General features: G+C 60.0%; 21 protein-coding genes. 9 read left to right on the forward strand and 12 right to left on the reverse strand.

The features are described 5' to 3' along the window. The first annotated feature begins 55 nt into the window (after positions 1 to 55). Together BN1125_RS09750 and BN1125_RS09755 are read left to right on the forward strand one after the other, a co-directional pair. A complete protein-coding gene (locus BN1125_RS09750) occupies positions 56 to 2,605 on the forward strand; it encodes a putative bifunctional diguanylate cyclase/phosphodiesterase (protein WP_042012085.1) in 2,550 nt (849 codons plus the stop codon). 53 nt (positions 2,606 to 2,658) lie between these two features. Continuing rightward, the gene (locus BN1125_RS09755; RefSeq protein WP_425283633.1) at positions 2,659 to 3,420 is read left to right on the forward strand and encodes a class I SAM-dependent methyltransferase; all 762 of its coding nucleotides are present in this window, start codon (positions 2,659 to 2,661) and stop codon (positions 3,418 to 3,420) included. A gap of 69 nt (positions 3,421 to 3,489) precedes the next feature. Here the strand turns inward: BN1125_RS09755 and BN1125_RS09760 are convergent, their stop codons facing one another. The 4 genes from BN1125_RS09760 to rhlB all read right to left on the reverse strand — a co-directional run bounded on the left by BN1125_RS09760 (position 3,490) and on the right by rhlB (position 7,748). After that, complete coding sequence (locus BN1125_RS09760; RefSeq protein WP_042012086.1) at positions 3,490 to 3,744, reverse strand: Rho-binding antiterminator; 255 nt, start codon at positions 3,742 to 3,744, stop codon at positions 3,490 to 3,492. A 27-nt stretch (positions 3,745 to 3,771) separates the two neighbouring features. After that, complete coding sequence (locus BN1125_RS09765) at positions 3,772 to 4,764, reverse strand: DUF4382 domain-containing protein (RefSeq protein WP_042012088.1); 993 nt, start codon at positions 4,762 to 4,764, stop codon at positions 3,772 to 3,774. A 194-nt stretch (positions 4,765 to 4,958) separates the two neighbouring features. Continuing rightward, the gene (gene gppA / locus BN1125_RS09770; protein ID WP_042012089.1) at positions 4,959 to 6,449 is read right to left on the reverse strand and encodes a guanosine-5'-triphosphate,3'-diphosphate diphosphatase; all 1,491 of its coding nucleotides are present in this window, start codon (positions 6,447 to 6,449) and stop codon (positions 4,959 to 4,961) included. Positions 6,450 to 6,461: 12 nt separating this feature from the next. Further along, on the reverse strand, positions 6,462 to 7,748 hold the full coding sequence (gene rhlB / locus BN1125_RS09775; RefSeq protein ID WP_042012091.1) for an ATP-dependent RNA helicase RhlB: 1,287 nt from the start codon (positions 7,746 to 7,748) through the stop codon (positions 6,462 to 6,464). 113 nt (positions 7,749 to 7,861) lie between these two features. Between rhlB and trxA the strand changes: the two genes are divergently transcribed. The 6 genes from trxA to BN1125_RS09805 all read left to right on the forward strand — a co-directional run bounded on the left by trxA (position 7,862) and on the right by BN1125_RS09805 (position 14,376). After that, positions 7,862 to 8,188 (forward strand): thioredoxin TrxA, encoded by a 327-nt coding sequence (gene trxA, locus BN1125_RS09780; RefSeq protein ID WP_005339416.1) that lies wholly within the window; start codon positions 7,862 to 7,864, stop codon positions 8,186 to 8,188. A 204-nt stretch (positions 8,189 to 8,392) separates the two neighbouring features. Next, positions 8,393 to 9,658 carry a transcription termination factor Rho gene (gene rho / locus BN1125_RS09785; protein WP_005342418.1) on the forward strand — a complete coding sequence of 422 codons (1,266 nt, stop codon included), beginning with the start codon at positions 8,393 to 8,395 and terminating at the stop codon, positions 9,656 to 9,658. A 108-nt stretch (positions 9,659 to 9,766) separates the two neighbouring features. Beyond that, positions 9,767 to 10,759, forward strand: a complete 993-nt coding sequence (locus BN1125_RS09790) for a hypothetical protein (protein WP_042012092.1) — start codon at positions 9,767 to 9,769, stop codon at positions 10,757 to 10,759. A gap of 33 nt (positions 10,760 to 10,792) precedes the next feature. Then, complete coding sequence (gene ubiD / locus BN1125_RS09795) at positions 10,793 to 12,262, forward strand: 4-hydroxy-3-polyprenylbenzoate decarboxylase (protein WP_042012093.1); 1,470 nt, start codon at positions 10,793 to 10,795, stop codon at positions 12,260 to 12,262. Between the two features lie 155 nt (positions 12,263 to 12,417). Next, complete coding sequence (fre, locus tag BN1125_RS09800) at positions 12,418 to 13,116, forward strand: NAD(P)H-flavin reductase (protein WP_042012094.1); 699 nt, start codon at positions 12,418 to 12,420, stop codon at positions 13,114 to 13,116. 246 nt (positions 13,117 to 13,362) lie between these two features. Beyond that, complete coding sequence (locus tag BN1125_RS09805; protein WP_042012095.1) at positions 13,363 to 14,376, forward strand: GGDEF domain-containing protein; 1,014 nt, start codon at positions 13,363 to 13,365, stop codon at positions 14,374 to 14,376. 54 nt (positions 14,377 to 14,430) lie between these two features. Here the strand turns inward: BN1125_RS09805 and ubiK are convergent, their stop codons facing one another. The 8 genes from ubiK to BN1125_RS09845 all read right to left on the reverse strand — a co-directional run bounded on the left by ubiK (position 14,431) and on the right by BN1125_RS09845 (position 21,071). Beyond that, on the reverse strand, positions 14,431 to 14,688 hold the full coding sequence (gene ubiK / locus BN1125_RS09810) for a ubiquinone biosynthesis accessory factor UbiK (protein ID WP_042012096.1): 258 nt from the start codon (positions 14,686 to 14,688) through the stop codon (positions 14,431 to 14,433). Between the two features lie 141 nt (positions 14,689 to 14,829). After that, the gene (gene glpG / locus BN1125_RS09815) at positions 14,830 to 15,663 is read right to left on the reverse strand and encodes a rhomboid family intramembrane serine protease GlpG (protein ID WP_042012097.1); all 834 of its coding nucleotides are present in this window, start codon (positions 15,661 to 15,663) and stop codon (positions 14,830 to 14,832) included. A gap of 29 nt (positions 15,664 to 15,692) precedes the next feature. Next, entirely contained in the window at positions 15,693 to 16,016 is a 324-nt protein-coding gene (gene glpE / locus BN1125_RS09820) for a thiosulfate sulfurtransferase GlpE (protein WP_042012098.1), read from the reverse strand. Positions 16,017 to 16,141: 125 nt separating this feature from the next. After that, entirely contained in the window at positions 16,142 to 16,843 is a 702-nt protein-coding gene (locus BN1125_RS09825; protein WP_042012099.1) for an ABC transporter ATP-binding protein, read from the reverse strand. Between the two features lie 19 nt (positions 16,844 to 16,862). After that, positions 16,863 to 17,636, reverse strand: a complete 774-nt coding sequence (gene livG, locus BN1125_RS09830) for a high-affinity branched-chain amino acid ABC transporter ATP-binding protein LivG (RefSeq protein WP_042012101.1) — start codon at positions 17,634 to 17,636, stop codon at positions 16,863 to 16,865. Beyond that, positions 17,633 to 18,901: a high-affinity branched-chain amino acid ABC transporter permease LivM gene (locus BN1125_RS09835; RefSeq protein ID WP_042012102.1), complete on the reverse strand. Its 1,269-nt coding sequence runs from the start codon at positions 18,899 to 18,901 to the stop codon at positions 17,633 to 17,635. Before BN1125_RS09835 ends, livG begins: the two co-directional genes overlap by 4 nt. Positions 18,902 to 18,956: 55 nt before the next feature. After that, complete coding sequence (livH, locus tag BN1125_RS09840; protein ID WP_042012104.1) at positions 18,957 to 19,883, reverse strand: high-affinity branched-chain amino acid ABC transporter permease LivH; 927 nt, start codon at positions 19,881 to 19,883, stop codon at positions 18,957 to 18,959. A 66-nt stretch (positions 19,884 to 19,949) separates the two neighbouring features. Further along, the gene (locus tag BN1125_RS09845) at positions 19,950 to 21,071 is read right to left on the reverse strand and encodes a branched-chain amino acid ABC transporter substrate-binding protein (protein WP_042012105.1); all 1,122 of its coding nucleotides are present in this window, start codon (positions 21,069 to 21,071) and stop codon (positions 19,950 to 19,952) included. A 434-nt stretch (positions 21,072 to 21,505) separates the two neighbouring features. Here BN1125_RS09845 and BN1125_RS09850 point away from each other — a divergent pair, with 434 nt between their 5' ends. Continuing rightward, positions 21,506 to 22,510, forward strand: coding sequence for a substrate-binding domain-containing protein (locus tag BN1125_RS09850; RefSeq protein WP_042012106.1), 1,005 nt, complete (start codon positions 21,506 to 21,508; stop codon positions 22,508 to 22,510). Positions 22,511 to 22,550: the final 40 nt, after the last annotated feature.

Genomic DNA, 22,550 nt, shown 5'->3' on the forward strand with positions numbered 1-22,550 from the left:
CACGGCTCTTCAGTAGAGTCGTGTTCTAACCTTCAAGGAGAGAAAGCCACTTGCCATGAGGCGAGCACTCGATTCCGTCTATCAAATCATCTCCAGTCTGGCTCATTCGAGCGGCCAGGGATATTTAGATACCTTTGTGAGTGAAATCGCCGCTGCTGTGATGGCTGATGTCGTCCTGATCGCCAGCAGGGAATCAAATGCTTCCCATTTGACGGTTCAGGCTGCCTACCCCCCCTCCTTTGACCCCGATACCCTGACGCTGCCCCTGACTGACACCCCTGATGCCATTACCTGGCAGGAGGGAGAGGCCTGGTTCAGCGATCGTCTGCTGCAACTGTTCCCCGCAATGCCGCGCGCCGAGGCGTGGCAAGCTCAGGCCTATGCGGGGATTGCCCTCAAGGATGCGGATGGCGAGACCATAGGTATCTGCTCCCTGTTCTACCGTCAGCCACAGGCCAATATGGACAAGGTGATGGGGTTGCTCAGGTTGCTGGGGCCGCTGGCCGGTCGTGAACTGGCGTTGATGTTGCAGCGACAGCTGCCAAAACCGGCGCCGGATGTCCCCCATGTGCTGCAAAGTGTGCTGTTTCAGGCCCCTGTAGGTATCGGCAAGCTCGATCTCGCCGGCCGTATTCTCTGGGCCAACCCGGCCATCGAGAAGATGCTGGGTTATCCTCTCGACGAGTTGTTGCACCGCTCCGTCTCTGACATCAATCACCCCGAGGATTGGCAGCGCAGCCTCGCGTGCTATGAAGAGATCCGGCGTGGCGAGCGCAGCAGTTTCACCCAGGAGAAGCGTTACTTCTGCAAGGGGGGCGAGATCTTGTGGGGGCGGGTGACGGTCACCCTGATCCGCGATGATCAGCAGCAGCCGGATCACCTGATGGTGCTGCTGGAGAATATCGATCCCCTCAAGCGCCATGCGGAGCAGCTCAAGCTCTCCCACCGGGTCTATGACAATCTCTCCGAAGCGATTCTGGTGTGCGATGCTGACAGCCGCATCATCTCGGTCAATCCGGCGTTCGAGCAGATCACCGGCTACAGCGGTGATGAGGTGCGGGGGCAGCGTCCCTGCATGCTCAAATCCGGGCTGCACGATCAGACCTTCTATGCCGACATGTACCACGCGCTGGAGCGGGTGGGGGTATGGCGTGGCGAGGTGTGGAACAAGCGCAAGAACGGCAAGCTCTACCCGCAGCAGCTGATGATCAGCACTCTGCGCGAAGAGGGCAAGATTCAGCAATATATCGCCATTTTCAGCGATCTTTCCCAAACCAAGGTGGCCGAGCAGAAGATCGCGACCCAAGCCAACTATGACAACCTCACCAGCCTGCCCAACCGCTGGCTGTTTGGCCGCTGCCTCACCCGCTTCTGCGAGCGGGGCGAGCGTTTCGCCCTGATGGTGCTCGATCTCAACAACTTCAAGGCGGTCAACAACAGCATGGATCACCATGCGGGTGATGCCTTGCTGCGAGAGGTCTCGGATCGACTGGTGAGCCGGGTGCGCACCGAAGATCTGGTTGCTCGCATCGGTGGCGACGAGTTTGCCTTTCTGGTGCCCGGTATCGTCACCCGCCGTCAGGCTGAGGTGTTTGCCAAGCAGGTGATCGGCAGCTTTGCTCGTCCTTTCATGCTGGCCAATCAGCATCTTTATGTCACCGCGACCATAGGGATGACACTATGTCCGGTCGATGGCAGCGAGAGCGACGAGCTGCTGCGCAATGCCGAACAGGCGCTGTTTGCCGCCAAGCGTCAGGGGCGGCTGATCGGTACCTACTGCTCCTCCATGCGAGAAGAGGTGCGCCAGCGCCACCAGATGCAGCAGGATTTGGCGGAGGCGATCAAGCACGAGCAGCTGACCATGGCTTACCAGCCAATCTGGGATAACCGCAGTGGCCAGGTCGCCAAGCTGGAGGCGCTGGTGCGTTGGTATCATCCCCAGTGGGGACAGGTCTCGCCAGCCGAGTTCATCCCGCTGGCGGAAGAGGCCGGACTGATCCAGGGGCTGGGCTCGCTGGTGCTGTGGCAGTCGTGCCGGGATCTGGCGCGGCTAAAGCAGTCCGGTTTCCCGGATCTGCAGATGTCGATCAACCGCTCCACCATGGAGTTCCAGACCATCGATCCCGAGGCGAGCGAGTGGCTCAAGGTGATCCAGCACTTCGGGCTCGATCCTGCCGACATCGTCATCGAAATCACCGAATCTCTGCTGATGGAGAGCAGTGATCAGCACAGGGTGCGGATTGAGGCCCTTCGCGAGGCGGGTTGCAAGCTGGCCATCGACGATTTCGGTACCGGCTACTCGGCCCTCAACTATCTGCGCACCTTCCCGGTGGACCTGGTCAAGATTGATCGATCTTTCGTGCGCCATATCCCCTTCAACGAGCAGGATCGGCTGCTGCTCGACGGCATCATCAACATCGTGCACAACCTCGGTATGCAGGTGGTGATCGAAGGCGTGGAGACCCGCGAGCAGCTCAACTTCCTCTGCCAGAAGGGGTGTGCCTTCACCCAGGGTTACCTGCTGAGCCGTCCGCTGGCCTATGACGATCTGACCGATTACCTCGACCTCAACCGTCAGGGGATGAACCTCTCTGTTGTGAGCTGATCCGCCGCTTCTGTTATCATGGCCGCTTCTGTACGAGCCATGAGTCTGCCCCTATGCCCCATATTCAGGTTTTCAGTGAAGTTCCCGCCCGTGATGGTGAGCTCGACGCCCTGCGTTTACGTCTTGCCGACGTAGCGTTTCCGGCTCCTTTTGCGTTGGTACTGACTGAAGAGCGACTCGAACTGCGCAAGCTGGATGAGCCCAAGCTGGGTGCCGTCTATGTGGACTTCGTGGCAGGGGCGGTGGCCCATCGCCGCAAGTTTGGCGGCGGTCGTGGCCAGTCCATCGCCAAGGCGGTGGGATTGAAAGCGGGGGCGACACCGACCGTGGTGGATGCCACCGCCGGGCTGGGACGCGATGCTTTCGTGCTCGCCTCTCTCGGTTGCAAGGTGACCCTGATCGAGCGCAGCCCCGTTGTAGCAGCCCTGCTGCAGGACGGGCTGACGCGGGCGGCGCAGGATCCCGAGATTGGCCCCTGGGTCAGCGAGCGGATGCAACTGCTGCATGGCCCTGCGGTGGAGAGCCTGCTCGGGTTGGCCGAGCGGCCCGAGGTGATCTACCTGGACCCCATGTTCCCTCACAAGCAGAAGTCGGCGCTGGTGAAAAAAGAGATGCGGGTGTTCCAGTCGCTGGTGGGCCCGGATCTCGATGCCGACGCTCTGCTGCCTGCTGCGCTCAAGATGGCTGAGAAGCGGGTGGTGGTGAAGCGCCCCGACTACGCGGGTTGGCTCAACGAGCAGAAGCCCAGCATGGCCATCGAGACCAAGAGCAACCGCTTTGATGTCTATGTGATGGCGGCACTGGCGGTGGGTTAACATCCGCCAGGCGTTGGGGATGTAAAAAAGAGGGCCAACGTCATGTTGGCCCTCTTTTTTGTAATATATTCAGATGCTTGGCGCAAAGCGGATCAGCTTGTCTTCCCCTTGCCAACTCAGGCGCAGGATCGCCAGTTCCGCCAGACTGAGCCGTTCGCCACTGTGCAGCAGCAGATACTCGACCCCTTCACAGGCTTCGAGGGTGCGGATCCGGTCCACCCACTGGCGGCCATTCCGAACGGTGAGGGTGACCGGCAACTGCCAGCAGGCGGCGATCTCCAGCCAGTCGTAGAGATCGCAACTGATGGGCTGGTATCTGCTCATAGTAGCCATAGCCCCCCTTGTCCCCTGTTACTGGAAGTTGATGCTGGTGGTCGGCGCCACCACTGTCTGGGCCTTCTGTATCTGCTCCTGTTGCAGCGGATCGTTGGCCACTGCCGGATCATCCTCGTCGCCGTTGCAGACCAGCACCATGTCGTAGTTGCCGAGGTTAACAAATCCCAACTCGTAGCCAAAGCCGCCTCCTGTCTGCGGCAGCACGGGGGCGCTGGCGTAGAAGCCGTTGTCGCTGTCCGCCATGTCAGGATAGGCGTCGTCGCCTACCGGGCGCAGCTCGTCATAGAAGTAGACGAACGCCTTGTCGGTCAGCTGACCACCGCACAGCCCGGCCGCGACCGTCCCCTTGACGGTGGCGACCTGCGTGTTGTTCACCAGCCGTACACCTCTTGGTTTGAGCTTGTAGTACTGCTCGTGGCCCGGCAGCACCATAGCCTGGCGCAGATCGAACTCGGTGGTGAAGGCACTGAGGCCGTTGGCGGCGATGGTGAAAGCGTCCAGCTTGAGCTCGCTGCTGGGCACCTCCAGCGGCTTGATCACGCCGTCATCCTGCTTGACGTAGGAGTAGGGGGTGCCATCCAGAAACTGGTTGCTGACCTCCCGCCCGTCCAGTACCCGCAGCCGCATCTGGCTGTAGTTGCCGGGTACCACGCTCTGGCTGGCCAGCAGAGGGCGACTGCTGGAGCCCTGATAACTCAGCAGATCGATGTAGGTGAACAGGGGCCGGCCCGCACTGTCGATCGGGATGGTTTCGCCGCTCGGGGTGCAGCCATCGTCCTGGGTTGAGGTGAGAAAACTGGCGGTGGTCCAGCTCTGCTCGGTGCCGGCAACGGGATGAATGCTGATGTTGGAGACGGCGATGCAGACCTTGCTGACGGCGTCCACCGGGGCGTCGGAGAAGGCCAGCGAGAGTTGGGCCTGTTGTGGCTGGCTACTGTCGTCGCCGTCACTGCTGCCACCGCAGGCGGTCAGAAGGGCAGTCAGGGTTATCAGGGTCAAAGGCTTCATGGCGTCCATTCCGGTTGGTTGTGAAGACAACACAACTCTAGTCGAACGTTGGTCATGAGGGGGGGCAGAGCACAGACGCAAGGGCGGGATCAGCTAGTCAGCCCAATAAAATCAAGGGGCTGGCCCGAGACGCGCCTGTGCTGGCTGCGAAACAGATTGTCGGAACGCCGGGGCACTGATTGGGCGGGGCCCAATCAGGCTTCCAGCAAGCGGGTGGGCCAGCCCATCTTTTGCTGGCGATCCACTTCAAAGCGCAGCTCGCTGGCACGCAGGTAGTGCTCTTCGAGCCACCCTTTGGGCAGGGTCAGGGTGAGGGCATCCTCATCCGCCTCCAGCGTGAAGCTGGGCACAGTGCCCTGGGTGCGGCGCATGCAGAGGATCAGCGCGATGCGCAGGATACGGGCCAGCCGGATTGCCTGACGGGCGGTGACGGCACCCTGTTTTTCCAGCGGTTCCAGCTTGAATTCGTCCCGCTGGTTGAACAGCAGGGCCGACAGCAGCTTCTTCTGCGCAGGAGTGAAGCCCGGCATGTCGATGTTGTCGATGATGTAGGCGGCGTGTTGCGGCGCCTTCTTGTACTCGATACAGAGGCCGATCTCGTGTAGCAGGGCAGCGTAGCGCAGGATTGGGCGACCGTAGCGTTTGGAGAGTCGCCAGACCGGTTGCAGCTGGTTGAACGCCTCGACGGCGGTATCGCGTACCCGCTCGGCGTGTTCCTTGTCCAGCTGGTTACGGCTGATCAGGCTGTCGGCGGTACGATCCCGGGCGTCACAGTCGTGGTTGTTGCCGAGCAGGCCGTAGATAAGCCCCTCGCGCAGGGCGCCGCCGGCCAGCGTCATGCTCTCGATATTCAGGGTTTCGAAGATGGCGATCAGGATGGCGAGGCCGGAGGGGAACACGGTCAGCCGCTCGGCAGTCAGCCCTTCCAGTTGTAGCTGATCCAGCTTGCCGCAGGCGATGGCTTGACCCATCAGTTCCTGCAACTTCGGCAGGGTGACCCGTTCGCTCTTTCCTTGCGCCAGCATGATCTCTTGCAGTGCCTGTACCGTGCCGGAGGCACCGACGCAGGTGCGCCAGCCGAGGGCGCGGTAATCTTCCGCCACCTTCTCCAGCACCGCCTTGGCGGCAGCAATCGCCTGCTCGAAACGGGCTTCGGAGAGCTCGCCATCACCGAAGTGATTGTTCAGCCAGGTGACGCAGCCCATGTGCAGGCTGTTGAGCAGTTTTGCTTCGCTATGTTCGCCGATCACCAGTTCGGTACTGGCACCGCCGATGTCGATCACCAGCCGGTTGCCTTCCCCGGCAGAGGTCCAGGAGACCCCTTCATAGATGGTCTTGGCCTCTTCCTCGCCCGAGATGATCTCGATGCTGTGGTTGAGCACCCGTTCCGCTTCGCTGAGGAACTCGTCGACGTTGGTGGCAAGCCGCAAGGTTGCGGTGCCCACCACCCGGATATTGTCGGCCGGAATGTCCTGCAGCTGCTCGGAGAAGAGGCGCAAACAGTCCCAACCCCGCTCCATGGCGGCACGGCTGAGACGAAATTCCGGATCGAGCCCGGCAGCGAGGCGCACCTTGCGTTTGACCTTGGCAACGGTGCGCAGTGCACCGGCGACCTCGCGCACCACCAGCATATGAAAGCTGTTGGAGCCGAGGTCGATGGCGGCATAGAGAGGCGAGTTGTGCAACTGGGCCTGTCCTTAGCTCTTGCGCGGCGGACGACGACGGTTGTTGCTGTTGCCACCCTGGCGATCGCGCATGTTGCGGTTCACCGGCTGGCGATTGCGATAGACACGCTTCGGCGGGGTGACATCATCCAGCAGCGCTTCGCGGTTATACTTGCTGACCGGAATGGCGTGGTGGATGTACTCCTCGATGGCTGGCAGGTTGAAGGCATAGTCTTCACAGGCCAGGCTGATGGAGTTGCCGCTCTTGCCAGCACGACCGGTACGACCGATACGGTGTACATAGTCTTCGGCGTCGTCGGGCAGGTCGTAGTTGAAGACATGGGTCACGTCGGGGATGTGCAGACCACGGGCGGCCACGTCGGTGGCGACCAGGATGTCCAGCGACCCCTTGGTGAAGTCCTCGAGGATCTTCATCCGCTTCTTCTGCGGCACGTCACCGGTCAGCAGACCGACGCGATGGCCGTCGTTTTCCAGCCAGGCATGCACGTCTTCGCAGACATGCTTGGTGTTGGCGAAGACGATCGCTTTTTCCGGCCACTCCTCTTCCATCAGGGAGAGCAGCAGCAACATCTTGTCTTCATTGGAGGGGTAGAACAGCTCCTCCTTGATCCGCACGCCGGTCATCTGCTCCGGCTCGACCTGCACATGTTCCGGGTGGTTCATGTGTTCGTAGGCAAGCTCCTGCACCCGCAGGGAGAGGGTGGCGGAGAACAGCATGCTCAGACGCTCGGTAGCTGGCGGCATGCGGCGGAACAGGAAACGGATGTCCTTGATGAAGCCCAGATCGAACATGCGATCCGCTTCGTCCAATACCACGACCTGAATGTTGCTCAGGTCGATCACCTTGGACTTGAAATAGTCGATGATGCGGCCCGTGGTGCCGATCAGGATGTCGACGCCCTGTTCCAGCACGGCCAGCTGCTTGTCGTAACCTTCACCACCGTAGGCGAGGCCGAGTTTCAGACCGGTAGAGGCCGCGATGCTGTCGGCATCGTTATAGATCTGTACTGCCAGTTCCCGAGTGGGCGCCATGATAATGGCTCTGGGTTGGTTAACCAGACGGGGCTTGGTCAGCGGGTGAGTCAGCAAATAGTTGAATGTCGCGGCCAGGAAGGCGATCGTCTTGCCGGTGCCGGTCTGGGCCTGTCCAGCGAGGTCATGGCCCTCTACCAGCAGTGGCAGAGAGAGTGCCTGGATGGGCGTGCAATAGTGAAATCCCTTTGATTCCAGACCAGCCAGAACTTCGGGTTCGAGGCCCATTTGGGCGAATTTTTCGGTCGTTAAGTGTGTTTTGCTCATGGCGGTAGGTTATCAGGTTAGGCTTGCAATAATAAACAGGATCATTTCAAATAGGGCAACTATTGCCTTTGTTGATATGTCAATAAAGCCTTAATTACTGACTGGAGTTGGAGATGAGTGACAAGATTGTTCAGCTGAGCGATGCCAGCTTCGAGGCAGATGTAATCAAAGCCGATGGCGCCGTTCTGGTCGACTTCTGGGCCGAGTGGTGTGGTCCGTGCAAGATGATTGCCCCGATCCTGGAAGAAGTTGCCCAAGAGTACGAAGGTCGCGTGACCGTAGCCAAACTGAACATCGACCATAACTCTGATACTCCGCCCAAGTACGGCATTCGTGGTATCCCGACCCTCTTGCTGTTCAAGAATGGCGAAGTGGCAGCGACCAAGGTCGGTGCTCTGTCCAAGACTCAGCTGAAAGAGTTTCTGGACGGCAACCTGTAATAATCGAAGAGGAGCGTATTGCAATAATGCGCTCCTTCTGTTTTATCACCTAGACGCTCATCCCGATTGGTGCTAATTTATCGCTCGTTTGCTAACCTTTTTGCCTGACTCTTTGCTAACCACAGCCTGGCAATCAAATCCGAACAGCATCAATACAGCAGACTGTCTCCTCATTTCAATCCTTGCTTACAGACTTTCACCACTATGAATCTGACTGAATTAAAGAACACTCCTGTGTCCGAGCTGGTCAAGCTTGGCGAATCCATGGGGTTGGAAAATCTGGCTCGGGCGCACAAGAAAGATATCATTTTTGCCATCCTCAAGGCGCACGCCAAGGGTGGTGAAGATATCTTTGGCGACGGTGTGCTGGAAATCCTGACCGACGGTTTCGGCTTCCTGCGCAGTGCAGACGGCTCCTATCTGGCAGGCCCTGACGATATCTATGTCTCCCCGAGCCAGATCCGCCGCTTCAACCTGCGTACCGGCGATACCATCTCCGGCAAGATCCGGCCACCGAAAGAGGGTGAGCGCTACTTCGCGCTGCTCAAGGTCAATGAGGTCAACTACGACCGTCCGGAAAACTCCCGCAACAAGATCCTGTTTGAAAACCTGACCCCCTTGCACGCCAACGAGCGTCTGCGTATGGAGCGGGGCAACGGTTCTACCGAAGACATCACCGCCCGTGTACTGGACCTGGCTTCCCCCATCGGTAAAGGTCAGCGTGGCCTGATCGTGGCACCGCCCAAGGCCGGTAAGACCATGCTGCTGCAGAACATCGCCCAGAGCATCGCCTACAACCACCCGGACTGTGAACTGATCGTTCTGCTGATCGACGAGCGTCCGGAAGAAGTGACCGAGATGCAGCGCATGGTGAAGGGTGAAGTGATCGCTTCCACCTTCGACGAGCCTGCTTCCCGTCACGTTCAGGTCGCCGAGATGGTGATCGAGAAGGCCAAGCGCCTGGTCGAGCACAAGAAAGACGTGGTGATCCTGCTGGACTCCATCACCCGTCTGGCACGTGCCTACAACACCGTCATCCCGTCATCCGGCAAGGTACTGACCGGTGGTGTGGATGCTAACGCCCTGCACCGTCCCAAGCGCTTCTTCGGCGCCGCGCGTAATGTGGAAGAGGGCGGCAGCCTGACCATCATCGCGACCGCATTGATCGATACCGGCTCCAAGATGGACGAGGTTATCTACGAAGAGTTCAAGGGTACCGGCAACATGGAACTGCACCTCTCGCGCAAGATTGCCGAGAAGCGTGTCTACCCGGCCATCGACATCACCCGCTCCGGCACCCGCAAGGAAGAGTTGCTGACCACCGGCGACGAGCTGCAGAAGATGTGGATCCTGCGCAAGATTGTCCATCCGATGGGCGAGATCGACGGCATCGAGTTCCTCATCGACAAGCTGGCGATGACCAAGACCAACGACGAGTTCTTCGACGCCATGCGGCGCCAGCAGAAGTAAGTCCGGTCACAGAATGACGAAACCGCGGCCCAGGTCGCGGTTTTTGTTTATCTGTTTTCCGGTCGCCCTAGTAGTATGAGATCCCGGTGTCACATGGATGGAGACGTCATGAAGCCTCTTTTCTGGTTATTGCTGGGGTTGCTGAGTGCAATGCCAGTCCATGCGCAGAGCGCACCGGCCGCGGTGACAGCCGAGACATTGCAGACGCACCGGCACTATCTGGCGAGCCGTCTGCAGCAGGGGCAATTTGCCGCCATCGACTCTCTGCTGGCGACCCTGAGCCGTGAGCGGCAGGAGTTCCTGTTGCTGCAGTTGCTGCGGGATATTCCGGTTAACGCGCTAGCGTCCCCCGCGTTGCAACAGTGGGTCGAGGCTCAGGCCGATAAGGCCCCCGAGTGGCTCATGGAGCAGCAGGTAGACGGTTTTCTGGTGCAGCAACCTGTCTACGATTTTTCCGCACGCGCCCGTCAGTTGCTGGGGGAGTGGCAACTGCAGTCACTGGAGCAGCGATATCGGCAGCAGCTTGCCCAGGGCAGCTTCCAGCTAAAGTCCCTCTATTACAGCAGTAACCCCGATATTGCCATGCAGCAGCAAGCCCTGTTGCTGGCCCTCGATACCTTGCCACAAGCGATCTGGATGCGGGAGGCGCAAGCGCTGGCCAGCCAGAATATCTATCTGCCCGACAATCACCTGTTGTTCCATCTGTTGCAGCGCACCGGCGAACCGGCGCTCTATGGCATGTTATGGCGGCGGCCGGCAGATCAGGATGCACTGCGCGCACTCTCCACCATCAACCGCTTCCATCACGGCAGTACGGCCAGCGATCTGCTGATTGCCGCCAGTGGCAATGAGGGGTTGAAAGGGGCTGCCTTGCGTCAGCTGAGTGCCCTCTCACCCTTGCCGCCACAGGCCCAGAAATATCTGCTGGCCGAGCTCTCCAACCGCCAATACGGGGCGCTGGTGGCCGGTCTGTTGATGGAGGTGGACGAGCCCCAGCTGCTCTCTGCGCTGGCCCGACACCTCGGCCAGCGTGACATGCCCCCCATTGCACCGAGTCTGCAGCCCGATTCGGGTACACCCGATGGGCAGCCAGGGTTATAATGCCTGACCTCCTGAACCCGGTTGGGAACTTGCATGAAATACAAGGATTTGCGTGATTTCATCGCGCAGCTGGAACAAAACGGGCAACTCAAGCGGATCACCCGCGAGATAGACCCCTATCTGGAGATGACCGAGATCAGCGACCGCACCCTGCGTGCGGGTGGCCCGGCTCTGCTGTTCGAAAATCCCAAAGGCTACACCATGCCGGTGCTGACCAACCTGTTCGGCACCCCTGATCGGGTTGCCATGGGCATGGGCCAGCCCGATGTGGGTGCCCTGCGTCAGGTCGGGGTCTGGCTCTCCTATCTAAAGGAGCCCGAGCCGCCCAAGGGATTCAAGGAGCTGATGGAGAAGCTGCCGATCTTCAAGCAGGTACTCAACATGCCGACCAAGCGTCTCTCGTCCGCCCCCTGCCAGCAGGTGGTGCAGGAGGGAGATGCGGTAGATCTCGACCAGATCCCGATCCAGCACTGCTGGCCCGGCGATGTGGCGCCGCTGGTGACCTGGGGCCTCACCATCACCCGCGGCCCCTACAAGAAGCGCCAGAACCTCGGTATCTATCGCCAGCAGAAGATCGGCAAGAACAAGCTGATCATGCGCTGGCTCGATCATCGCGGTGGCGCCATCGATTTTCGCGAGTGGCAGGAGGCCCATCCGGGCGAGCGTTTCCCGGTGGCGGTGGCGTTGGGCGCCGATCCGGCGACCATCCTCGGTGCAGTGACGCCGGTGCCGGATACCCTCTCCGAATATGCCTTTGCCGGTCTGCTGCGCGGCAGCCGTACCGAGGTGGTGAAGGCTATCAGTTGCGATCTGGAGGTGCCCGCCAGCGCCGAGATCGTGCTGGAAGGTTATCTGGAGCCGGGCGAACTGGCCCCCGAAGGGCCCTATGGCGATCACACCGGTTACTACAACGAGGTGGACGAATTCCCGGTCTTCACCATCACCCACATCACCAAGCGGCGCGATGCCATCTATCACAGCACCTACACCGGCCGTCCGCCCGATGAGCCAGCGGTGCTGGGTCTGGCACTGAACGAGGTATTCGTGCCGCTGCTGCAGAAGCAGTTCCCCGAGATCGTGGACTTCTATCTGCCGCCGGAGGGGTGCTCCTACCGGATGGCGGTGGTCACCATCAAGAAGCGCTACCCGGGCCACGCCAAGCGGGTGATGCTGGGGGTCTGGTCCTTCCTGCGCCAGTTTATGTACACCAAATTCGTGGTGGTGTGTGATGACGACGTCAACGCCCGCGACTGGAAGGATGTGATCTGGGCCATCACCACCCGGATGGACCCGGCAAGGGACACCACCTTGATCGAGCATACGCCGATCGACTATCTGGACTTCGCCTCACCAGTCTCCGGCCTCGGCTCCAAGATGGGGCTGGATGCCACCAACAAGTGGCCGGGCGAGACCAATCGGGAGTGGGGTCAGCCCATCGTGCAGGACGAGGCGGTGAAGCAGAAGGTCGATGCCATCTGGGATGAGCTCAATATTCTCGGATGAGTCAAAGATGGCTACTTTGCCGTATTTGCCGCAAAAAATGATGCGATCCGCACTGATTTGAGTATTCTCGACTGACGGGGCCAGGGCTGCTGGTCGTCACTCCATAGTGAAACAATGAGCGAAGCGGGCCGAGCGAGCCCGTTACAAGGACAAGAATGCAACGTATCAAGTGCCGCGTAGAGGAACTGCGCGAATATGTCGACACCATCTGGCATGTGGCCCTGACGCCGCTGCAAGAGGTCAGTTTCAAGCCGGGCCAATATCTGCTGGTGGTGATGAGCGATTCGGACAAGCGCCCCTTCTCCATCGCCAACTCGCCGACCCGTCCTGGCGTGCTGGAGCTGCAGATCGGCGCCACCCCGGAGAACGCCTACGCCGGTCAGGTGTTGGCTCGGATGCGTGAGCAGGGGGAGATCGAGATTGAACTGGCGGCGGGCAAGGCCTTCCTGCGCGATGAATCCCCCCGGCCGCTGATCCTGATGGCGGGCGGCACCGGCTTCTCTTACGCCCGCTCCATTCTGGAGTATCTGATCGACACGGGCAGCAAGCGTCCGGTGTTCTTCTACTGGGGCGTACGTCAGGCTCACTGGCTCTACGAACAGGAGCAGATGCAGCAGTGGGAGCGTGACTATGCGCCGCTCACCTTCATCCCGGTGGTGCAGGAGCCGGAGGCTGACTGGACCGGCAAGAGCGGACTGGTGCACAAGGCGATCATGGATGACTTCGTCAGCCTCCACGACTACGACATCTATGTCGCCGGTCGCTTCGAGATGGCGGGCGCGGCGCGGGAGGAGTTCAAGATCCTCGGCGCCGAACCGGAGCGCATCTTCGGCGATGCCTACGAGTTTATCTGACGGGATCTCCGTATGGATGAAGCAGCCCCCGGTTTTGCCGGGGGCTTTTGTTTAGTTCATCGCGCCTAATGATCGGATTATCACGGCTTTATCCCATGATTTTTCGATCTTTTGGCTATGAATGGCTACTAATCGGACCTGGCAGGTGGCATCTTTGTAGGGAATTCTATAGCGTCAGCACAAGCACAAGCACAAGCACAAGCACAAGCACAAGCACAAGCACAAGCACAAGCACAAGGAGGCGCAGTGTTGAGTGAAGAGGGCAGGGCATCTGCGGAGGATTACAGGGGAGAGACCGGCTCTGTCGAGCGGGTCGCAACGCTGATCCCGTCCCCTCATGGCGGTGAAATGGCCCGTTTGCAGGCAGAGATCGCCGCTTTGCAGCATGAAAACGGCCTGTTGCAGGAGAAGCTCAATGCCGCCCTCGATGGCACCGGCATCTGTCTCTGGCAGGGCACTATTCCCACCGGCGAGCTGCGGGTCTTCAATCTGCAGAGCTTTCAGGTTGGCGATATGGCTCCCAGTTTTGAGCTCTGGCGCGCCAAGCTCCATCCCGACGATCGCGCCCATGCCATGGGCAGCTACTTTGCCCACCTTGAGGGGAAAACCCCCTTCTATGAAGCCGAATATCGCACCGTCAGTCCGGCCGGAGAGATCACCTGGCTGTGGGATCGGGGCCGCGTCGTGGAGCGGGATGGCGATGGCAAGCCGCTGCGGATCATGGGCTCCCATATCGATATCACCCAGCGCAAAGCCTATGAGCAGCGACTGGCGGAGCGTGCCAACTGCGATGCGCTCACCGGCCTGCTCAACCGGCAGGGATTTGGCAAGGCGTTTGCTCTGCAGCCGCCGCAAGAGACAGGAGCGCTGTGCTTTATTGATCTGGATGATTTCAAGGGGATCAATGACCAGTTGGGACACGCCTGTGGTGATCAGGTACTGCAGCAGATGGCGGACTGGCTGCGTCTCATCATGCCGGGCTCAGCCCTGTGCGGCCGTTACGGCGGGGACGAGTTTGTTGTTTATCTGCATCGTGATGTGTCGATCCCTGCTCTGGCACGATTGGCCGATGCCCTGATCTGCCGGATGAACGGCTATGTGCCCAAACCCGGTTGCCCGCAACGGGTGGGGCTGAGCATCGGCATCGCCCTGTGGGAGGAGGAGCCATTGACCTTCCGGCAGGCGCTGGAGGTGGCCGACAGGGCCATGTATAAAGCCAAGGCACGCGGCAAGCGAGCCTGGCATCTGCTTCAGGTGTGATGCTTTTTACAGGTTCAATACAAAGCAAAAACCCCAGCTCAGCTGGGGTTTTCGTTATTGGCCTTTGGCGCCGAGCTGCTGTTCGAGCTGAGCCAGCTTGCTCTCGAGGGCAGCCAGTTTTTCACGGGTACGCAGCAGTACCTTGGTCTGCACGTCGAACTCTTCGCGGCTGACCAGATCCAGCTTGCCCAGCTGGGCTTGCAGTACCTGACGCATCTTCTTCTCGGCCTCTTCACCCATGCTGCGAATGCCGGGCGGCAGGGAGTTATGCACCTGCTTGGCGATCTCTTCCAGTTTCTTCGGGTCGATCATGATGTCCTCCTTAAGCGTTGGCGGACATTCTACCGACAATTCCCTCGCTTTGCCGAGATCGCGGCGGCTTTTTACCATTTGTGCTAGCAAGCAAACGCCGCCCTTCGGGGCGGCGTTGTTGTTTCTGCGATAGCGGAAAAATCAGGCCGGCTGGTGGTGGCGATCCAGCCAGCCTTGCAGCAGGCCGACCAGCAGGCCGGTCAGGTGGGCGATGTTAGCGGTGCGGGTGCCGAGCATGTCGAAGAAGCCGAGCACCAGCCAGAACAGCATAAAACCCATCAGCGCCGGTGGCAGAGTGAGGCCGCAGGCGGGTTGCAGCTTGCTGCGCAGCCAGCAGTAGCCGAGCAGGGCATAGACCACGCCGGAGAGGCCACCAAACAGCGGGCCGCTGGCAAAAAACTCGGCGATATTGGGCAGGGCAGCGCCCACCAGCAGCAGGATCAGCAGCTTGCCGCTGCCAAGGCGCTGTTCGATCTGGCCCCCGAGATACCACCACCACAGCAAGTTGAACACCAGATGGAGCACCGAGAAGTGGATCAGGGCTGGGGTGAAATAGCGCCACGCCTGCCAGTCGGTGAACTGGGCCAGCGTCGGGTGGAATGCCAGTTCATCGTAGATGGGCAGGCCGATGGCATCGATGCCGTAGATGGCGAGACAGGCGATGATGACCACCAGCGTCAGTGGCCCCGCCTGATGAAGGAAATCGGTGATGGGATCCGTCATCCCCTTGCTGTAGTCGATGCGGGCATCGGCGCTGCCTGATTGCCAGGAGGCCTCCATGTAGCGGGGGTGGCCCGGCTCGGCCAGAAAGCGCTTCACCTCCAGCTGGGCCTGGGCCAAGCGCTGTTCGTTAGCCAGCCAGATGGTAACCCCCAGCTCGGACTGGGTCAGCTCGCAGGAGATGCCCAGGGTCGCCAGATAGTCCACCAGCGCCTGCGCCATGCGGGCGTTATCGAGCACCAGCAGCTGGATCATACCGCTTGTCGTTGAATGGTCTGCCCTCGTCATGCCTCGCCCGCCTGGATCGGGAACTCCCTGCGCCACGCCTCGAAGCCGCCATCCAGGCTGTAGACCTCGTCATAGCCCTGTTGCAGCAGGTATTGGGCCGCCCCCTGACTGCTGTTGCCGTGATAGCAGATGACGATGACCGGGGTATCGAAATCGACCTCGTTCATAAAGTGCACCAGGGTGCCATTGGTGAGGTGGAAGGCGCCGACCGCGTGGGCCGCTTCAAAGGATTGCGGGTCGCGAATATCCACCAGACGGGCTTCACCCGCGCTCAGTTTCTGGTGGGCATCATGGGCATTGATATGGGCAAACTGGTCCATCGGGATGTCCTGCGAATAGGTTGATTACCGGCCAGTGTACCGCAAGCCGGGGCGCAAACTAACCCCACAAAAGATAAGGGAGCCAGCGGCTCCCTTGTGGTGACGGGTGAGCGCTGGCGCGCTTGTCAGCCACCGAGATAGGCTTGCCGTACCGCCGGGTTGGCCAGCAGGGCGGCCCCCGTGTCTTGCAGCACCACGTGGCCGTTCTCCAGCACATAGCCGCGGTCGGCCAGCTTGAGCGCCTGGTTGGCGTTCTGCTCCACCAGGAAGATGGTCATCCCCTTCTGGCGCAGCTGCTCTATGGTGTCGAAGATCTGCTGGATGACGATGGGGGCCAGCCCCAGCGAGGGTTCATCCAGCAGCAGCAGGCGCGGCTTGCTCATCAGGGCGCGGCCGATGGCCAGCATCTGCTGCTCGCCGCCGGACATGGTGCCTGCTCGCTGCGCCAGCCGTTCATGCAGGCGCGGGAACAGGGTAAATACCTGATCCAGCAGGCCGTGCTGCTCGGCCTTGTCGACGAAGAAGGCGCCCATCAGCAGGTTCTCCTCCACCGTCAGGCGGGCGAAGATGCGGCGCCCCTCCGGCACCACGGCGATATCCTTGCGCATGATGCGGGCGGTGGTGAGGTCGCTTATCTGCTCCCCTTCGAACCAGATGCTGCCGCTGCTGGGCTTGGGTTCGCCGCACAGGGTCATCAACAAGGTGGTCTTGCCGGCGCCATTGGCGCCGATCAGGGTGACGATCTCCCCCTCTTTCACCTCGACGCTGACGTCGTGCAGCGCCTGAATCTTGCCGTAGTGGGTCGATACGTTGCGAAGTTCTAACATCGTGACTCCTAATCCATGCCTACGATTCGCCCAGATAGGCCTTGATCACTGCCGGGTTGTTGCGGATCTCGTCCGGTTTGCCGTGGGCCAGCGGGGTGCCCTGACTGACCACGAAGATACGGTCCGAGATGCCCATCACCAGCTTCATATCGTGTTCGATCAGCAGCACCGAGACGCCAAACTCGTCCCGCAGATTGCTGATGAGCTCGTCCAGCTCGTCAGTCTCTTTCGGGTTGAGACCGGCAGCGGGCTCATCGAGCATCAGCAGCTCGGGGCGGGTCGCCATGCAGCGGGCTATTTCGAGACGGCGCTGCTGGCCATAGGCCAGATTGCCCGCGCTGCGGTTGGCGAGATCCTTGAGTCCCACTTTATCCAGCCAGAAGGCGGCCCGCTCCAGCCCCTCCTGCTCGGCGCGGCGAAAGGCCGGGGTCTTGAACAGACCGGCGATAAAGCTGGTGTTGAGGTGCTGATGCTGGGCAACCAGCAGGTTCTCCACTACCGTCATCTCCTTGAACAGCCGCACATGCTGGAAGGTGCGCACGATGCCCTTGCGGGCGATAAGGTGGCCGGGCAGCCCCTGGATCTCCTCGCCCTTGTAGCGGATAGTGCCGCCGCTCGGACAGTAGAAGCCGGTCAGACAGTTGAAGATGGTGGTCTTGCCGGCGCCGTTGGGGCCGATGATGGAGATCACCTCGCCCTTGTCGATATCCAGCTTGACCCCGTTGACTGCCAGCAGGCCCCCGAAGCGCATCGACAGATCAGAAACTTCCATTAACTTCTGATGAGTGCTCATTTCTTCAACTCCAGATGCGGACGGGTCATCGGCAGCAATCCTTGTGGCCGCCAGATCATCATGAACACCATCAAGAGGCCGAACATCAGCATGCGGTACTCGTTGAACTCGCGTGCCAGCTCCGGCAGCACCGTCATCACGATGGCCGCCAGCACCACCCCGATCTGGGAACCCATGCCACCCAGCACCACGATGGCGAGCACGATGGCCGACTCGATAAAGACGAAGGATTCCGGGCTGATAAAGCCCTGGCGCGAGGCAAAGAAGCTGCCGGCAAAGCCCGCGAAGGTAGCGCCTATGGTGAAGGCGGTCAGCTTGATGATGGTGGGGTTGAGCCCCAGCGACTTGCAGGCGATCTCGTCTTCCCGCAGCGCTTCCCAGGCGCGACCCAGCGGCATGCGCAGCAGCCGGTTGATGACAAACAGGGTCACGACCACCAGCACCAGTGCCATCAGGTAGAGGAAGATCACCTTGTGGTTGGCGTTGTAGGTAATGCCAAAGAAGTTGTGAAAGGTATCAAAGCCGCCATCCTTGACGGTGCGGTTGAACTCCAGCCCCGCCAGGGTCGGCTTGGGGATGCCGGAGATGCCGTTCGGGCCGCCGGTCAGGGTGGTCATGTTGTTGAGCAGGATGCGGATGATCTCGCCAAAGCCCAGGGTGACGATGGCCAGATAATCCCCCCGCAGCCGCAGCACCGGAAAACCGAGCAAGAAGCCAAACAGGGCGGCCATTCCGCCCGCGATGGGCAGGCACTCCCAGAAGCTCAGCCCGAAATAGGTGTTGAGCAGGGCATAGCTGTAAGCACCGACCGCATAGAAGCCGACATAGCCGAGATCGAGCAGACCGGCGAGGCCGACCACCACGTTCAGCCCCAACCCCAGCATGATGTAGATCAGGGTGAGGGTGGCCAGATCGATGGCGCCGCGAGAGGCCATAAAGGGCCAGCTCACCGCAAACAGCAGCACCAGCACGGCGGTGAGGTTATAGAGCTTGGGCGCCTCTTCCGGGCTCGGCAGCACCAGCTTGGTGAAGCCGACCGAGAAGCCGCTGATGGAGGCCTGAAACAGCTTGGCAATCTGGCCGCGCAGCATCTGGAACCAGAACACCAGGGTGGCGCCGCCCAGCAGCCAGGCCAGCGACACATCGAGGCGGCTCACCACCAGCAGGCGCGAGCCATCGGTCTCCAGCTGGAAGCCGAGCAACCAGAAGGAGAGCACCAGCAGCACCAGGCTGGCGATACAGGCGTGGATAAATTGATTTTTCATGCCTTCACCTCCGAATTTTGCGGGTGAATGACTTGGGGGCGGGAAAATAGCTGTTTCATACTTTCTCGACCTCCGGGCGACCCAGAATGCCGGTTGGCATAAATAACAACACCCCGATCAGCAGCACGAAGGCCATCACATCCTTATACTCGGTGCTGAGATAACCGGCGGTCAGCGCTTCCACCACACCGAGCAGCAGACCACCCAACACGGCACCCGGAATGCTGCCGATACCGCCCAATACCGCTGCGGTGAAGGCCTTCAGCCCGGCCATAAAGCCGAGATAGGGGTTGATGACGCCGTAATACATGCCGAGCAGCACCCCGGCCACGGCGGCCAGCGCGGCCCCCAGCACGAAGGTGATGGAGATGACCACGTGGGTGTCGATCCCCAGCAGGTTGGCCATCTTGATATCCTCCGAACAGGCACGGCAGGCGCGGCCCATGCGGGAGCGGTTGATGAACTGGGTCAGCGCCAGCATGGTGATAAAGGTCACCACGAAGATGATCAGCTGCATATAGGAGAGGCTGGCCTGAAAACCCTCCTCACCTCCCAGGGTCCAGCCACCGGAGATCAGGGTGGGCATGGCGATATCCCGCGAGCCCTGAGCCATCCGCATCATATTCTGCAAGAAGATCGACATGCCGATGGCGGAGATGAGGGGGATCAGCCGGTTGCCGCCCCGCAGCGGCCGATAGGCGACCCGCTCGATACTCCAGCCATAGGTGCCGGTGATGACGATACTGACCAGGAAGGCGCCCCCCAGCAGTAGAAAGGTGCTGTCGATGCCCATCATCATGAGCCCCGCCATCACCATGAAGGCGACATAGGAGCCGATCATGTAAACCTCGCCGTGGGCGAAGTTGATCATGCCGATGATGCCATAGACCATGGTGTAGCCGATGGCGATCAACGCATAGGTGCTGCCTATGGTTAATCCGTTCAGCAGTTGCTGAACCAGATAAAGGAGGTGTTCGGACATACTGCGTTCCCTGTACTTGCCCGCAAAGAGAGGAAGGGGTGAGTATCCTCACCCCCTATCGGCAGATTACTTGACTTGGCTGGAAGTACCGTCAGCGTGCCACTGGAACACGCCGAACTCGAAGCCTTTAAGATCTCCGTTCGGTGCCCATGTGAGCGGACCCATTACAGTATCGATCGGTGCCGCTTTGATAGCGGTGGCAACGGCGGCCGGGTCATCTTCACCCGCCTTGGCAATACCCGCTGCCAGGCTCTGCACCGCGGCATAGGTGGTCCACACGAACGGGCCGGAGGAGTCCTGACCCTTGGCTTTGAAGGCTTCAACCAGCGGGGCGTTGGCAGGAACCAGATCATACTTGTTCGGCAGGGTCACCAGCAGGCCTTCAGACGCCGGGCCACCGATGGCGGAGATATCCTTGTTACCCACCCCTTCCGGGCCCATGAACTTGGCTTTCAGCCCCTTCTCGCCAGCCTGACGCAGGATCAGACCCAGCTCCGGGTGGTAGCCGCCGTAGTAGACGAAATCGACGTTCCCTTTCTGCAGCTTGGCGATCAGGGCGGAGAAGTCCTTGTCACCGGCGGTGATCCCTTCAAAGGCCACCACTTTCACGCCAGCCTTGTCGAGCGCAGCTTTGACGCTGGAGGCGATCCCTTCACCGTACTGCTTCTTGTCGTGGATGACGGCCACACGCTGGGGTTTGACCTGCTCGATGATGTATTTGGCGGCAGTCGGGCCCTGATCGCTATCCAGACCTATGGTGCGCAGGGTCAGCTGGTAACCGCGCTCGGTGATTTTTGGGTTGGTGGAGGCGGGGGTAATCATCAGGATCCCCTCGTCTTCATAGATGTCGGAGGCGGGCAGGGTATTGTCGGAGCAGAGGTGGCCGACCACGAACTTGACGCCGTCATTCACCACCTTGTTGGCAACGGCCACCGCCTGTTTGGGATCGCAGGCATCGTCATAGACGACCGCTTCGATCTGCTTGCCATTGATGCCGCCTGCCTTGTTGATCTGCTCGACCGCCATCTTGCCACCGGTGAACTGCATGTCCCCGTACTGGGCGACCGGGCCGGTCAGGGGGCCAGCGATACCGATCTTGATGGTGTCTGCCGCGTGGGCGATGGAGACCGATCCAAACAGAGCCAAAGAAACCGCTGCCCTGACTGCCATTTTGCTGAAGTTATGCATTGATTCGTCCCTTAATCAGTGAAATGTTTCATTTTATGCACGTCATTCCGAGCCTGTGTCCCGCCAGCCCGGCGATAGATAAGGTTCTATCATTCCTCACCGTGCAATAACAAGATGTTAAAGATACTAACCGGATGGGGGGGGTGGCTATTTTTTAGAGCAAATAACCTGCCATATTTTTTATTTTGGTGTTTAATTCTGTTTTGTTTGGTTAACATATTAACAACACAGGGTTGATTGGCAGAAAGCCAGAGTAAAAAGCTGGCGATATTTCATTCTGTGTCCGCTCTCATTTTGACCAAATTTCGTTTGCGCAAATAGAAATGACCACCTAGATTAGCCAGCGTTGACAATTCACTGGCAGCTCTCGTTAAAACCAAGCCTTTATTCGGGAAATCTGCTAATGTTCCGCCTTTGACAGTCAGGAGACTGAGATGGCCACTATCAAGGATGTCGCCTCGCGCGCAGGCGTATCCATCTCCACCGTCTCACATGTGCTCAACCACACTCGGAGGGTCAGCGAAGACGCGACCCAGAAAGTGCTTGAGGCGGTGGCCGAACTCAACTACGCGCCCAACTCGGTAGCGCGCAGTCTTAAAATAAATTCGACCAAGACCATTGGTATGCTGGTCACCACCAGCGTAAACCCCTTCTTCGCAGAAGTGGTGCAAGGGGTTGAAGCGTACTGCTTCGAACAGGGCTACAGCCTGATCCTCTGCAACACCGAAAACCAGCCGCCTCGCCAACAGCATTACCTGAGAATGCTGATGGAGAAGCGGGTGGATGGCCTGCTGGTATTGGGGACCGATATCGACACCCCGTTGCGCGACATGCTGCGCATCCACAAAAACGTGCCGCAGGTGGTGCTGGATTGGGGCACGGAGTGCGATTTCGCCAACGTGATCAACGACAACGCCCGCATCGGCGCCCGCATGGCCGTACGCCATCTGCTGGAGCTGGGGCACCGCGACATCGTCTGCATTACGGGCCACCTCGCCAAGCCGACTACCCAGCAGCGACTGGACGGGGTACGTGATGCGCTGGGCGAGCACGGTCTGACCCTCAAAGATGAACAGGTCTTTGAAGGGGACTACGAGAGCCAGAGCGGCTTCGATGCCATGCAACGCATCCTGGCCCTGCAGCCTCGTCCGACTGCGGTCTTTGCCTTCGATGACCCCATGGCGATCGGCGCGATTTGCGCTGCCTGGGAAGCCGGAGTCAAGGTGCCGGACGATATCTCCATCATCGGCTATGACGATGTGGAGATGGCGCGCTTCTCCAGCCCGCCGCTCACCACCATCCGTCACCCGAAGGCCGAACTGGGCCAGCTGGCGGTGCAGCATCTGGTCAGCCGGATCCGCAACAAGGAGCTGGAAGTGGAATCGATGACGGTACAGCCCGAGCTGATCGTCCGTCGCTCGGTCAAACCGTTGCGTTAATCCGCACCCGTTGCCAAAACGAAAAACCCCCTCTGTCACG

The sequence above is a fragment of the Aeromonas fluvialis genome (assembly GCF_000819885.1).
GTDB lineage: Bacteria > Pseudomonadota > Gammaproteobacteria > Enterobacterales > Aeromonadaceae > Aeromonas > Aeromonas fluvialis.

What these genes read in the sequence shown, in the direction of transcription:
- glpG (WP_042012097.1), bottom strand. Translation starts at nt 15,663, where the DNA reads ATGATCCAGCTGCTGGTGCTCGATAACGCCCGCATGGCGCAGGCGCTG.
- BN1125_RS09750 (WP_042012085.1), top strand. Translation starts at nt 56, where the DNA reads ATGAGGCGAGCACTCGATTCCGTCTATCAAATCATCTCCAGTCTGGCT.
- ubiD (WP_042012093.1), top strand. Translation starts at nt 10,793, where the DNA reads ATGAAATACAAGGATTTGCGTGATTTCATCGCGCAGCTGGAACAAAAC.
- livG (WP_042012101.1), bottom strand. Translation starts at nt 17,636, where the DNA reads ATGAGCACTCATCAGAAGTTAATGGAAGTTTCTGATCTGTCGATGCGC.
- glpE (WP_042012098.1), bottom strand. Translation starts at nt 16,016, where the DNA reads ATGGACCAGTTTGCCCATATCAATGCCCATGATGCCCACCAGAAACTG.
- BN1125_RS09765 (WP_042012088.1), bottom strand. Translation starts at nt 4,764, where the DNA reads ATGAAGCCTTTGACCCTGATAACCCTGACTGCCCTTCTGACCGCCTGC.
- livH (WP_042012104.1), bottom strand. Translation starts at nt 19,883, where the DNA reads ATGTCCGAACACCTCCTTTATCTGGTTCAGCAACTGCTGAACGGATTA.
- fre (WP_042012094.1), top strand. Translation starts at nt 12,418, where the DNA reads ATGCAACGTATCAAGTGCCGCGTAGAGGAACTGCGCGAATATGTCGAC.
- BN1125_RS09790 (WP_042012092.1), top strand. Translation starts at nt 9,767, where the DNA reads ATGAAGCCTCTTTTCTGGTTATTGCTGGGGTTGCTGAGTGCAATGCCA.
- trxA (WP_005339416.1), top strand. Translation starts at nt 7,862, where the DNA reads ATGAGTGACAAGATTGTTCAGCTGAGCGATGCCAGCTTCGAGGCAGAT.
- rhlB (WP_042012091.1), bottom strand. Translation starts at nt 7,748, where the DNA reads ATGAGCAAAACACACTTAACGACCGAAAAATTCGCCCAAATGGGCCTC.
- BN1125_RS09755 (WP_425283633.1), top strand. Translation starts at nt 2,659, where the DNA reads ATGCCCCATATTCAGGTTTTCAGTGAAGTTCCCGCCCGTGATGGTGAG.
- ubiK (WP_042012096.1), bottom strand. Translation starts at nt 14,688, where the DNA reads ATGATCGACCCGAAGAAACTGGAAGAGATCGCCAAGCAGGTGCATAAC.
- rho (WP_005342418.1), top strand. Translation starts at nt 8,393, where the DNA reads ATGAATCTGACTGAATTAAAGAACACTCCTGTGTCCGAGCTGGTCAAG.
- BN1125_RS09825 (WP_042012099.1), bottom strand. Translation starts at nt 16,843, where the DNA reads ATGTTAGAACTTCGCAACGTATCGACCCACTACGGCAAGATTCAGGCG.
- BN1125_RS09835 (WP_042012102.1), bottom strand. Translation starts at nt 18,901, where the DNA reads ATGAAAAATCAATTTATCCACGCCTGTATCGCCAGCCTGGTGCTGCTG.
- BN1125_RS09760 (WP_042012086.1), bottom strand. Translation starts at nt 3,744, where the DNA reads ATGAGCAGATACCAGCCCATCAGTTGCGATCTCTACGACTGGCTGGAG.
- BN1125_RS09845 (WP_042012105.1), bottom strand. Translation starts at nt 21,071, where the DNA reads ATGCATAACTTCAGCAAAATGGCAGTCAGGGCAGCGGTTTCTTTGGCT.
- BN1125_RS09850 (WP_042012106.1), top strand. Translation starts at nt 21,506, where the DNA reads ATGGCCACTATCAAGGATGTCGCCTCGCGCGCAGGCGTATCCATCTCC.